A 13,356-nucleotide genomic window follows, 5' to 3' on the forward strand; every position below is an offset into this window, starting at 1 on the left:
TTTGAATACATATTTCCCACAATTTATCGCATTGTTACAATATAACACCATTGTTTATGGTAACATACTTTTTTTAAATTCATTTGAAGATACCGTTAATCCTTTGTTCCAAAAATAACTACCGCTGCTCAATTATCAAGAATTACTAAAAGAGAAATAAACGAAACACAGCCTCTCCTATATTCTGAAGGTTAACAAATCCCAACAAAAAAGCCGAGCTAAAATGCTCAGCTTCAAACTTTTTTCAACAAATCACCAAATGATAACGCGTTCTTCTGGTGCGCGCCACATTGGGTCTCCTGCTTTGATGTCAAATTCTGTGTGGAATTCATCAAAGTTTGTCAATGTAACATTGGTACGAAGTTTTCCTGGTGCGTGAACATCAATGCTTGCTAGCATTTGCATATATTCATCACGCGCTTTCATGCGCCAAATCGTCGCAAAGTTGATGAAGAAATCACGTGCTGAGAAATTCTCATCTTGTTTTGCAGCTTCGAGCGCACAAGCCACACCACCAAGGTCAGCCACATTTTCAGAAACAGTTAATTTACCATTGACTTTCGCACCATATGAATCTAAACCATCAAATTGGTCAACGATTTTATCCGTACGTTCTGTAAAGGCTTTGTAATCAGCTTCTTTCCACCAGTTATTGAGGCTACCATGTTCGTCAAATGATGCGCCGTTGGTATCAAAAGCATGTGAAATTTCATGGGCAATAACCGCACCAATACCACCATAGTTAGCAGATGAACTTTGTTCTAAACTGTAAAATGGGGCTTGTAAGATAGCCGCTGGAAAGACAATCTGATTTTGTTGTGGGTCATAGTAAGCATTAACCATATGGGCAGGCATATGCCATTCACTACGGTCAACAGGCTTATTCCATTTACTCCAGCTATGTGCGATTGAAATTTTAGCAAGATTTTGCGCATTTTCAACTAATGACAACGAGTCATCAATGATTTTCTTAGCATAAGTTTCTGGCAATTTTTCAGGATAACCAATGTGTGGTGTAATCACGTTTAATTTAGCAATGGCTTTATCACGTGTTTCTTTTGCCAACCAATCTGCTGATGTCAAACGTTTCTTGTAAACATCAATCATTGTCGCTACTTTATGCTCCACATCGGCTTTGGCCTCTGGAGAGAATTTTTGCCCAGCATACCAAAGGCCAAGTGCTTGGTTATAAGGACCTGAAGCTAAGTAATAAGCCGCTTTTTTCTTATCCATAGCCTGTGGTGTTCCTGAAAGCGCACGACCATAAGCACCTGAAAGCACACGAATATCATCTGTTAAGTAATCGTTAAACGCCCCCGTAGCTGATAAAACCAAATCCGCCTTTAGCAAATCCCAGTTCTTTTCGGAATAATAGTCAGCAGCAAATTCTGTCCAGAAACGTTCTTCAGGAACAATCACTTTGTCAGGAATTTCTCCCAAAATTTGCGTAAAAATAGCGTCCAAAGGCAATTCTGGTGCTAATTTTGTAAAATCAGCCCAATCATATGGGTGATAAAGTTTGACGTATTCAGAAGATTCTTCACGTGACAAAACATATTTAGCGACTTTGGCATCTAGTTCAATCACCTTGTCAAGCAAGTCTTTCGTTTCTTCAGCTGAAAAACCAAATTTTGGCAATAATTCTTCTTGCATTTGGCGCCAGATAGCTAGTAATTCTTTACCTTTTTCGTTATCTTCGGCATAGTAAGTCGTATCAGGCAAGATTGTTCCAGGAGCTTCTGCCCAAAGAACATTAAGCTGCGCGTTCATGAAATCTGGGGCAACACCAAATGGAAATTCATTTGGTTTTCCTGCCATTTCAAAATCTGCAATTTTGCCTGCAAATTCAGCAAAAGAATCCAAGTTTTTGTATTCTTCAATCAATGGAAGAACTGGCGCGACACCAACTTCTTCACGTTTATCATAATCTGAAGTCATACGATGAAACTTGATATAGTTTTGTAAAATACTATCCTCTGGTACATCTTCGCCGCTAAGCCATTTATCTGTTGTCGCCAACATTAAATCTTCAATCTCATCGGCTAAATCTGAAAAACCACCTGTACGTGGTTTATCATCAGGAATGACGGCTGTTTTTTCCCATTCACCATTGACAGCATCATAAAAATCGTCTTGATATCGAGTCATAAAAAATCTCCTTTAATCTATTAGAACCATTTTATCAAAAAAACGTGAGAATAGCAGATATAAAGCGCATTTGTTAGAGATTAAATAACAGACTTTCTGACACTTTTTCGCTATACTTAGGGCAAGGAGGCGACTATGACTAAAAAACATTATAATTGGGCAACCCTAGGAACTGGTGTCATTGCTAATGAATTAGCACAAGCACTTCAACAACAAGGGCGAAAACTCTATTCTGTTGCTAACCGTACTTATGATAAGGGGCTGGCTTTCGCTGAAAAATATGGCATTGACAAAGTTTATCAAACTATTGATGAGGTATTTGACGACCCTAACGTAGATATTATTTACATCTCAACGCCACACAATACACACATTAACTTTTTGCGCAAAGCCCTAGCAAACGGCAAACACGTTTTATGTGAAAAGTCAATTACGCTTAACGCTGACGAATTGGACGAAGCTATCAAGCTAGCTGAAGAAAATCACGTCATTTTAGCAGAAGCCCTGACCATTTTCCATATGCCAATTTACCGCAAGCTTTCAGAAATCATTGCGGCTGGAAAACTCGGTGAATTGAAGCTCATTCAAATGAATTTTGGTAGCTACAAAGAATACGATATGACAAACCGTTTCTTTAATCGTCAGTTAGCTGGCGGTGCACTTCTTGATATTGGTGTCTATGCTCTTTCTTTTGTCCGTTGGTTTATGACATCAACGCCAACTCAAATTGCTTCCCAAGTAAAACTAGCTCCGACAGGAGTCGATGAACAAGCTGGGATTTTGCTAACTAACAGTCAAGGAGAAATGGCAACTCTGACGTTAAGCCTTCACGCCAAACAACCAAAACGTGGAACAATCGCCTATGATAAAGGCTATATCGAACTTTACGAATACCCTCGTGGTCAAAAAGCGGTGATTACCTATACCGAGGACGGACATCAAGAAGTCATCGAAGCTGGAAGTACCGCACTCGCTCTTTCCTACGAAGTCGCTGACATGGAAAATGCCGTTTCTGGTCAAGAAAATGCCATGCACCTCGACTACACCAAAGACGTCATGGACATTATGACAAAACTCCGCAAAGACTGGAACCTCACTTACCCAGAAGAAGAATGACAACACACAAAATGAGCAGGGAAATCTCCCTGCTCATATATTTTTACCCGCCAGATTCGGCTCAAAGTGCTATGGGGGAAATGGAAATACACCATATCATGTGATTATGCTCTATGCTTGTTTAATACTATTTATCATCCTTATGGGGATTGACATCTTTTTGGGAAAATGGTTGTCTAACAGAGTGTCTAAACTGCTTCTTTGCACATCATGTCTTGCTATTCTTGGCATGATTATCACTGGGTAATCGGTATGACATGTGATAAATTTGCTCAAACAAACGACTTAACACGTATCAAAACGTTTGGTATTCCCATTAATCCACACAGTCGTCTTGAAAAAATCGGCTATGGTTTAGCCATTGTATTGATATTACCATTCTGGTCATTATCCTACTTTCTTTATAAATTTTCTTGATAAATGGCAAGTGTTTGATAAGGTTTTAAAGTGATTTTTTCAGAAAGGTTTGTTTCTGGATAATTGCTTAACAAAACTTGTCCTGACTGATAAGCTTCTGACAAATCAAGCTCAACCTCTTTAGCAAAAAAGTTATTCAACACCAGCAACTGTTTTCCGTCAAAATGACGTTCAAACGCATAAATATAAGGTTTATTTTGATAAGCTGACTGATAACTTCCTTCCGCAATAATTGGCAAGTCTTTTCTCAGACGAATCAATTGTTGATAGAAAGTGAAGATTGGTCCGCTTTTTTCATTTTCAACATTAATGTCACGATACGTTTTACCAACTTTCAACCATGGTGTGCTTGTTGAAAATCCTGCATTCTCTGAAGCATCCCATTGCATTGGCGTACGGCTATTGTCACGTGACTTTGCTTGAATAATGGCAAATGCTTCAGCTTCTGTCTTGCCTGATGTCAGTAATTCTTGATAAGCATTTAAACATTCAACATCAACATAATCAGCCATAGTGTCATAATCTGGATCGAGCATACCAATTTCTTCGCCCATGTAAATATATGGTGTACCACGAGACAAATGAATGGCTGCCGCTAACATAGTCGCTCCCTCATTGCGGAAGTTTTTAACATCTATGAAACGATTAATCGCACGAGGTTGGTCATGATTATTCCAGAAAAGTGCTGACCAGCCACCACCCTCACTCATTTTATAATTTTTATTAATTCTTAATATTTAATTTTCACTAATATAAGATTACATTTGTCATTATCTAGACACTTGCTCACAAAATGATATGGCTTAATCTTTCAGAATATGATACAATGCTAACTTGATTGTATATAATTTTTTGTCTTTTCAGAAATATTACATTATTCGAGTAAAGGATTATTTTATGCCACATTTATCAAAAAAACAGCATCAAATTTTGGAAACCAAAAATCGCTTATCTAAAGCACTTTATCTACTAGTTACTGAACGCCATTACGACAAAATCACTATCTATCACATTTTAGAAAAAGCGGGCGTCTCGCGGCGAACCTTTTACCGATATTTTAATAGCAAGTCTGACTTAATGGACTACTGCTTAGATAACTTTATTGAGGGGTATTACCTCCAACGTGACAATTTTATATTAGCACAACAGGCAGAGGACATTTTCCTCGTCACATTAAATTTCATGTACTATAATCGTGAATTTATCCGCTCACTTGTCGAAAGTGGACATTTCTCGCTTTTAACTGCAAATTTTAATGACAAATCTGAACTAATATATAAAACAATGGACCTTCCTTGGTGCGTTGAGGATTCCTCCGACCATAGCATTGACTATATATCAAAAGGATTATTGGGAGCCTATCTCAATGTCCTGCAATTTTGGTTAACCAAAGATGAACCCGAAAGACCAGAACATATCGCCAAGAATCTTGCACTGCTTTTTAGTTCCATCTCAGGTTACTTTGACAACGCCTCACAAAACTCTAACAAAGCTAACTAAGTTAATGGAAATTAAGGGTGTTTTTTTACCAGATTTTTCACTATTTATGAGAAAAAACAGTTTTTCTCATTTATTAATATATTGTAAACCTATAGTTGACAGTATTGTCAAACGAATTAACAATCTCATTAGCAATAATTAGCTTTTTACACCGTTAGGGTTTACATTGGTATTGACAGTTGTTTAACAAGCTTTACAATTTTTGACATCGTTTTCTCACTATAATCGTCCTTAAGTGACCAATGTGTTGCCAAGCACACATTGGTCACTTTTTATGTTCTCGCAAGTTTATAACTACATGTTATCGTAGCACCAAAAAGCCTAGCATAGACAACGAACCTAACCCCAAGAGTTCGGTAAGAATCTAACAATTGGGATGCGGTTTATTATCCGTGCTAGGCTTTTATTCATGAAATTTTCTGTGGACAAGTCAAAATATTCTGCAAATACGTAAAAAAGCCGAAAATCACCAGCTTTTTTACACAGATATCAACACTTATTCACAGCTTGTGGATAACTACGGTTATATATTGGGGATAACTTGTGTATAAATAAGGTGAAAAGTCTATAAAATCAAGCTTTAGCGCTAATCCACAGAATTTAAAAACACCTTGTTTATAACTCATTTTCACAAGAAGAAATTACCACAAAACTTACTAAAAACCTTTATTTCAAGGCATTTCTAACATTTTCAGTGAAAAAAGAAGTTGTGTACTTTTCCACAGCTTCTATTATTTTTAACTAAACTTCCACAATCTGGGAGAAATTGCTCAAGAATTTACTATTTTCTGTGCTATTTTCCGCTACCTATGGCTTAAATTTACTATTTTTCTACTTATTTTGCAGTTCAAAACGAAAAAGAAAGAACCCCGCTAGCGGAGTCCTTTCAGGAGATTATGAAAAAGAAAAGTTTTAGGATTGTTTATAGTATATAAAGACTTGCTTAAACTTACCTTAAGCTAAAAAATTATTTTTCTGAATAAGGATAGCCCAAATGTTCATAAGCTTTTTCAGTTGCCACACGACCAGTACGAGTGCGCATAATAAAGCCTTTTTGAATCAAATACGGCTCATACATATCCTCAACAGTATCACACTCCTCAGCGATATTAACGGATAGCGTTCCTAAACCGACAGGACCACCGTTATAAACCTCAATCATGGTACGCAAGATTTTCTGGTCAATGTAATCAAGTCCCTCATGGTCAACATCTAACATCATCAATGCTTTATCGGTAATACCTTTTGTGATAATACCATCTCCCATAATTTGGGCGTAATCACGTACACGTTTTAAGAGACGATTAGCAATACGAGGTGTTCCACGACTACGTCGTGCCAATTCTTGGGCAGCTTCATGGACAATTTCCATTTCAAAAATATCTGCCGTACGTTCAACAATTTCTGTCAAATCTTCAACGTCATAGTATTCCATATGCCCAGTAATGCCAAAACGAGCACGTAAAGGATTAGAAAGCATACCAGCACGTGTTGTCGCACCAATCAAGGTAAACGGTGGTAAATCCAAGTGAACACTACGACTAGTCTCGCCATTGCCAATCATGATGTCAATATAAAAATCTTCCATGGCACTATAAAGCACTTCTTCCACAGCCATTGGCATACGATGAATTTCGTCAATAAAAAGCACATCACCAGGTTCCAAATCATTCAAGATAGCAACCAAATCACCAGCTTTTTCGATAGCAGGTCCAGATGTCTGTTTTAAATTCACCCCTAATTCGTTAGCAATCACAAATGCCATTGTCGTTTTACCAAGACCAGGAGGTCCAAACAATAGCACATGATCCAAAGACTCATCACGTAATTTTGCTGCCTCAATAAAGATTTTTAGCTGATTTTTAACCTTATCTTGTCCAATATATTCTTTTAAAAACTGTGGACGAAGCGTGTGCTCCACAAATTCCTCATCACCCATAATATCATTATCTAAAATTCTGCTCATATCCTTATTATACCAAAAGCAGGACCCACAGTGAATTGTTTAGTTAGGAAATTCCTCTAATAGCAATGATAACCAGCAATCTTATTAATAAAAAATTGTCATCTACTTAAATTAAACAGAAATTCCACCAAAATGAAAAAATTGAAGAATGAAGTTTTCTCCAATTTTTAATTTATAAACAAGTTAGTTTTTATCTAAAATAGCCTCTAAATATTATTAATTGCTATATTAACAGAATATTATTGCGAGCGAAGCGAGCACCAAAACGATACTTTGTGCTGCTTAAACAATCTGGGAGATTGTTTAAGGTTGCAGATAAGAGAAATGAAGTTTTTCCTACATCTCGGAAGTTTTAAGAATTCCTTGGGTTCCTTTAATAGTCCACTGGACTATTGAACCTGCCATCGGCTCAAAGCATCCAGTGTAAGGTTTGAGGTCTGAGCCTAGAAATAAAAAAGCAAGGAATCTAAGGAAAGTATCAAAAAAATATTTTTCCTTAAACTAAATCATCACGGCTGACTTGTTCAAATTTTTGGTCACCGTCATTTAATTTATCCCAAATGACAACCTCACCAGCTTTCAACGACTTTTGCACGTCAATAATACGTTGATTAGAAGAACCACGGAATTGCAACATTAAATTCTTCTTAGTAATATCAAAACGCCCATCAACCAAAATATCGATTAAACTAAGCATTTCTAGCTTATCTGGCGTTTCTTGCATCATTTCTTCCCACGTATAACCTGTCCAAGACCAAATATCCTTTTCAGGCAATTCACGACGCACGCGCTTGATTAACGGCAACAGAATCCCCGTATTAAGAAATGGTTCACCACCAAGAAGCGTTAGCCCTTGAACATAAGGTTGTGCCAAATCAGCCATAATTTGCTCTTCAAGCTCTTGTGTATAAGGCATACCAGCCTTGAAAGACCACGTTGCCGCATTGTAGCAGCCTTTACAGTGAAACATACACCCAGAAACATAAAGAGAATTACGCACACCCTCACCGTCAACAAAGTTAAAAGCTTTGTAGTCAATGATTCGTCCTTGACTTAATTCCTCTGACTTCCATTCACCAGGCTCGGGCGTATTCCAACTTTTTTCTTCCATCTAGTCCTCTTTCTATTTTTAATTTACACTTATCCACAGGTTATTCTTCATCCAAATTTATCCAATAACGCTCGGTTGACTCACGGACATCCTCTAAAATACCACCATTTGCCAAAATCACCTTTCGGCTAGCAACATTATCCGTGTGACAAGTCACCAAAGCTTGCTTGATATTTTTCTTTTTAGCTTCTATTAAACCTAGGTGAAGCTGTTCCTTAGCCAACCCCTTATGACGATCTGACGGACGAATCGAATACCCAATATATCCCCCCTTATTTAAGAGATTATCATTTAGACGTAAACGTAAATGCAAAAATCCTAGAGCCCTTCCGTTATCATCAAAAGAAACAAATTGAATCGCTGGAACAAACGTTGACGGCACATCAATACCCATTTCACTTAATTGATTTCTTTCAATCCAGTCCTCGTAAACAAAGTTATCCACAGACCAAAAACCGCCGTCATGAGCAGATTGTCTTGTCTCAAATTCTTTCATCATGTCAATAACAGCTGCTTTATCTGATAATTTAGGTCTTCGTAATTGCATAAACGGTACCTCTATTTGCTTTTCTTTTTAGCTTTTTCTAAAAACTGCGCTTTCAACTGACTAACACGTGCTTTTTTGTCAGTTTGCACATTTGAATGTTTTTCGTGAAAACGTTCAATTTGTTGCATACCCTTATAATCTAACTGATATTTTCCCATATGCTTTCCTTTCATTAAACTATCTATTAATACAATAAAGAAGCTGGGACAAATGTCTCCAGCTTCAATATGTCCTGAAACTGTCTAAACCATATTTATTAACGCATTTTCCATATTTGATATAAGTGATAGAAAGTCTCAAACAAAGAAAATGACTCGTTTAAACTAAACAGGAAAAACTCCCAAATTGACAGGTTGGTAACATTGTCAAGAATTGAAAGCCCTGTTATTACCCATTTTAGCCTTTATGTTTACTGTAGTCACCAGAATTTTTAATTGTTGATCCGTTCATGTGTTTTACACGAGCAGAAATTTCTTTGTGACGACCATTAACCATTGGACGAGCTTGTGGGTTTCCAAGATAGCCACAAGTACGTTTAACTACATCTACTGTTTTAGGATCGCTGTTACCACAGTTTGGACAAACAAAACCTCGTTCAGTTGGTGTAAAATCACCCTCAAATCCACAATTATAACAATGGTCAATTGGCGTATTTGTTCCAAGGTAACCAACACGGCTGTAAGCATAATCCCAAACAGCTTCTAGAGCTTTTGGATTTTGTTGAAGAACTGGGTATTCACAGTAGTGAATAAATCCACCTGTTGCACCTGCTTCTGGATAAGCTTTTTCAAAGTCTAATTTTTCAAATGGTGTTGGGTTCTTACGAACATCATAGTGGAATGAATTTGTGTAATATTCTTTATCTGTAATGTCTTTAACGATACCGAATTTTTCTGTGTCAAGACGGCAGAAGCGGTCTGTCAAGCTTTCAGACGGTGTTGAATAGATTGAGAAATGATAATCAAATTCATCTGACCATTCTGTACACAATTTTTTCATCTTACGAATGATATCAACGGTGAATTCTTTGGCTTCTGGATTTGTTTCCCATTCTGGACCATAAAAGACTGTACCAACTTCGTAAAGTCCGATATAACCAAGTGAAACCGTTGCACGGCGATGACGGAAAAGTTCATCAACATTATCATATCTGCCGAGACGTTTACCAAAAGCACCGTATTGGTAAAGAATTGGCGCATTTGCTGGTGTCGCTTCTTTGACACGTTCTACACGATAAACAAGTGCATCTTTAGCAATACCCATACGTTCGTTGAAGATTTCCCAGAATTTATTGATGTCGCCATTTGATTCCATAGCAATACGTGGAAGGTTTACAGTCACAACACCAAGGTTCATACGACCTGAGTTAACTTCGACACCATTTTCATCTTTCCAACCTTGTAAGAATGAACGGCATCCCATTGGTGCTTTAAATGAACCTGTCAATTCAACGATTTTATCGTATGAAAGAACGTCTGGATACATACGTTTTGTCGCACATTCCAAAGCTAATTGTTTAATGTCATAGTTTGGTGTTCCCACTTCAAGGTTAAGACCACTCTTCAAAGTGAAGATAAGTTTAGGGAAAATAGCTGTGCGGTGTTCGCTTCCAAGACCTTTTATGCGGATTTCAAGAATCGCTTTTTGAATTTCACGTTCAAACCAGTTCGTTCCTAGACCAAATCCAAGAGAAGTAAATGGTGTTTGTCCATTTGATGTAAACAACGTATTAATTTCATATTCAAGACTTTGCATAGCATCATAAATATCTTTTTTCGTTTTTGTACGAGCATAATCTTCACGACGGTCTTCTGCTACCCAATCTTGAGCATCTTTAAGGTGTTTTTTATAGTTAAGTTCAGCATATGGTGCCAAAAATTCATCTATACGGTTAGCTGTACAACCACCATATTGGCTTGACGCAACATTCGCAATAATTTGTGAAATTTGCGCTGTTGCAGTTTGGATAGATTTTGGACTTTCTACCTCAGCATTACCAATCTTGAAGCCATTTGCAAGCATACCCTTAAAATCAATCAAACAGCAGTTTGTCATCGGAGTGTATGGGCTGTAATCAAGGTCATGATAATGAATATCACCTTTTTGGTGAGCATTGGCAACGTGAGCTGGTAACATTTTAAGGCCAATTGATTTACCAACAATACCTGCAGTCAAGTCACGTTGTGTATTGAAAACTTCACTATCCTTGTTAGCGTTTTCATTTACGACAGTTTGGTCTTTTTTCAATAGTTTATCAATCGTAAAGTTGATGTCTGTCGCTTGAGAGCGCGCAAAATCACGTTTTGTACGATAATTAATATATTCTTGTGCAATCGCGTATTCATTTGCTTCTAAAAGTTCATGCTCAACGATATTTTGAATTTCATAAATTTTGACATTATCTTTGAAGCGATCAAAAATTTCAGCAATGATATTATCTGAAATAGCTTCCAATTTTGCTTCAACAACTGGTGACATTTTTGTCACATTATTACTTGCTTTAACCAAAGCATTATAAATTTTATCTGCATCAAAGTTCACAGAACGTCCATCACGTTTGATAACTTTGACAGCTGGTTGAGTCGCAATTGTTTCTTTTTCTAATGTAATCATATGAACACTCCTTCTTACTCGTCTATTATAACACGCAAGAAAAAAAAATCAATATCTTGTGGTCGTTTTTTTATTAGACCACAAGATATTGCGTTTAGTCTCTATTTTTTATGATAGACGGTAAAGCCTGATACACCGCTGATTGAGACCTCTTCATAGTTTGAAGAAATATCATTTTTTATCGTATCAGAAATTTTTTCATCATTATTAACCACAATATATGACGCTAGATTTTGTAACAACTCATCTTCTAATATTTTTTCATTAGATGTTTTAGTTGTATTCACAACAGGTGATGTAAATTGTGAACTACTTGCTAATTGACTCTTAATACCAATCTTAGATGACGTATCCCAGACATAAATCTTATCGTTACTAGATGTTTGTTTTTTCAAATAGCTTGCAATAGTCGAGCGTTCACTATCAGTACCAGATGATAAGAAATAAGAAACCACAGGTTGCCCTACACCGATAATAAGCAACAAAATCGGAAAATAAAGATGACGACTTAGATATAATCCAAAAATGCCTTTGTCATCACTAGATGATTTTTTACGACGATGTGATATTTTCGTTAAATGGCGTTGATAACATTCACTCAATACCATTGCAGTTAACAACAAACCAAAAGGCAATACTATTAATAAATGATAGAAATGGTAACTTTGTGACAAAAGATCTATGATTAAGAAGCCTAAAAAAACAAGAAAAATAAGCCATTTAGATACCTTGTCATTAGCTCCCTTGATGATTTTTCCAAAAGAAAAGGCACCAAGTAAAATCCCTGAAACTAGAGCCACAACAACTTGGAATAGCAATGTCAAGATAAAATTACTATCACTTGTCGCAAAATACGTAAATTGATAAACAATTGCTTGAGAAATATAGGATGATAATACCTGCAAATTTAGGATAAAGTAACCAACTGTGTAAAAGACAAGAATTGTTCCGAAAATGATACACAATAATTGATAAAATCCTCGAGCAAAATGTTTTTGTGTTAAATTATAAACGATAATAGTTAGGAAAGAAATTCCCCAGAACACCAAAGTACGTGGCTCTAAAAGCATTGCTGCTGCGCCAGCAAATCCATAAAGGATAAAGGCTTCGTCTTTGATAATATCCGCAAAATATTTTGTTAGGAACCACAAAGATACCATGACAAATGGCATCGCAAATTGGATAGGGTACAGACCACCAAAACCAAGAGCAATGTTTAATAGGTAAAAAATACCACTAAAAGCAACTGCTACACGTTGACTGCTAGTAAAGTAATTGACCAATTTATAGAAATAGATTCCTGACAAGTAGAATGTTGCAATTTGAATTGGCACCAACCACAACGTAGAACCAAGATAGTAAGCCAAAGCAATCAAAGCATAATAAAGAAAACCACCTGTCGCAAACATATCTGTAAACGGAAGTTGTCCTTTAGTAAACATTAAACCAATGTAAAGGTTTTGAGATTGCACACTATTTGCCATATCTGTAAAGACTGGCATTGATACAGACAAACAACTAATAACAACACTCAATATTAAAAGGTAAAGTTTATGAGGTTGTGGGACTTTTGTTCTTCTAGACGCCTCTTGGTGACTTTTGTTCTCACTAACCTTACGAGCTGAACGACTTGAACAGCTGTAAGATTGTGCAGTACTCTGATCTACATTTACTTGTTCTGATGTATTCACTTATTCTCTCCTTGAATTATCATACTTTAAGTATAACAGAAACTAATCATTAGTCAATTTAGGGAGTATAGCACAGTAAACTAAAATTTCCCTAAAACGGTGATAAGTCTTGGTTTTATAGCGCTTCAAGAAGCTTCTTTCTTCTTGGCTCAAACACGCTTTCTTTGTCATGATTCACACCTCCTTTACTTAGTATTCGTAAAAGAGCATGAAAAAAAGCATAGGCACAACCTATACTTCCCTTCAA

General features: G+C 36.7%; 10 protein-coding genes and 1 pseudogene. 3 read left to right on the top strand and 8 right to left on the bottom strand.

All coding sequences use genetic code 11. The features are described 5' to 3' along the window. Positions 1-252 precede the first annotated feature (252 nt). Positions 253-2,148: a M13 family metallopeptidase gene (locus SMA_RS10085; protein WP_014295438.1), complete on the bottom strand. Its 1,896-nt coding sequence runs from the start codon at positions 2,146-2,148 to the stop codon at positions 253-255. Positions 2,149-2,283: 135 nt separating this feature from the next. Here SMA_RS10085 and SMA_RS10090 point away from each other — a divergent pair, with 135 nt between their 5' ends. Both SMA_RS10090 and SMA_RS11505 read left to right on the top strand, forming a co-directional pair. After that, positions 2,284-3,264: a Gfo/Idh/MocA family protein gene (locus tag SMA_RS10090; RefSeq protein ID WP_014295439.1), complete on the top strand. Its 981-nt coding sequence runs from the start codon at positions 2,284-2,286 to the stop codon at positions 3,262-3,264. A 252-nt stretch (positions 3,265-3,516) separates the two neighbouring features. Beyond that, on the top strand, positions 3,517-3,681 hold the full coding sequence (locus tag SMA_RS11505) for a hypothetical protein (RefSeq protein ID WP_014295440.1): 165 nt from the start codon (positions 3,517-3,519) through the stop codon (positions 3,679-3,681). Here the strand turns inward: SMA_RS11505 and SMA_RS10095 are convergent. Further along, a pseudogene (locus SMA_RS10095) lies at positions 3,666-4,394 on the bottom strand (alpha-amylase family glycosyl hydrolase); the annotation flags it as partial. The gene SMA_RS11505 and the pseudogene SMA_RS10095 overlap by 16 nt on opposite strands. A gap of 184 nt (positions 4,395-4,578) precedes the next feature. On the opposite strand from SMA_RS10095, the gene SMA_RS10100 reads away from it, so the two are divergent. Continuing rightward, a complete protein-coding gene (locus SMA_RS10100; protein WP_014295441.1) occupies positions 4,579-5,181 on the top strand; it encodes a TetR/AcrR family transcriptional regulator in 603 nt (200 codons plus the stop codon). A gap of 967 nt (positions 5,182-6,148) precedes the next feature. On the opposite strand, the gene ruvB is transcribed toward SMA_RS10100, so the two are convergent. The 6 genes from ruvB to SMA_RS10125 form a co-directional block, all read right to left on the bottom strand. Beyond that, positions 6,149-7,147, bottom strand: a complete 999-nt coding sequence (gene ruvB, locus SMA_RS10105; protein ID WP_014295442.1) for a Holliday junction branch migration DNA helicase RuvB — start codon at positions 7,145-7,147, stop codon at positions 6,149-6,151. A gap of 496 nt (positions 7,148-7,643) precedes the next feature. Next, positions 7,644-8,258 (bottom strand): anaerobic ribonucleoside-triphosphate reductase activating protein, encoded by a 615-nt coding sequence (nrdG, locus tag SMA_RS10110; RefSeq protein ID WP_014295443.1) that lies wholly within the window; start codon positions 8,256-8,258, stop codon positions 7,644-7,646. A gap of 40 nt (positions 8,259-8,298) precedes the next feature. Beyond that, entirely contained in the window at positions 8,299-8,805 is a 507-nt protein-coding gene (locus tag SMA_RS10115) for a GNAT family N-acetyltransferase (protein ID WP_014295444.1), read from the bottom strand. Positions 8,806-8,816: 11 nt separating this feature from the next. Continuing rightward, the gene (locus tag SMA_RS11630; protein WP_014295445.1) at positions 8,817-8,963 is read right to left on the bottom strand and encodes a hypothetical protein; all 147 of its coding nucleotides are present in this window, start codon (positions 8,961-8,963) and stop codon (positions 8,817-8,819) included. Positions 8,964-9,201: 238 nt separating this feature from the next. Beyond that, positions 9,202-11,418 carry an anaerobic ribonucleoside-triphosphate reductase gene (nrdD, locus tag SMA_RS10120; RefSeq protein WP_014295446.1) on the bottom strand — a complete coding sequence of 739 codons (2,217 nt, stop codon included), beginning with the start codon at positions 11,416-11,418 and terminating at the stop codon, positions 9,202-9,204. Positions 11,419-11,519: 101 nt separating this feature from the next. Next, the gene (locus SMA_RS10125) at positions 11,520-13,109 is read right to left on the bottom strand and encodes a glycosyltransferase family protein (protein ID WP_014295447.1); all 1,590 of its coding nucleotides are present in this window, start codon (positions 13,107-13,109) and stop codon (positions 11,520-11,522) included. Positions 13,110-13,356: the final 247 nt, after the last annotated feature.

The organism is Streptococcus macedonicus ACA-DC 198, assembly GCA_000283635.1.
In the GTDB taxonomy this organism is placed as follows: Bacteria; Bacillota; Bacilli; order Lactobacillales; family Streptococcaceae; genus Streptococcus; species Streptococcus macedonicus.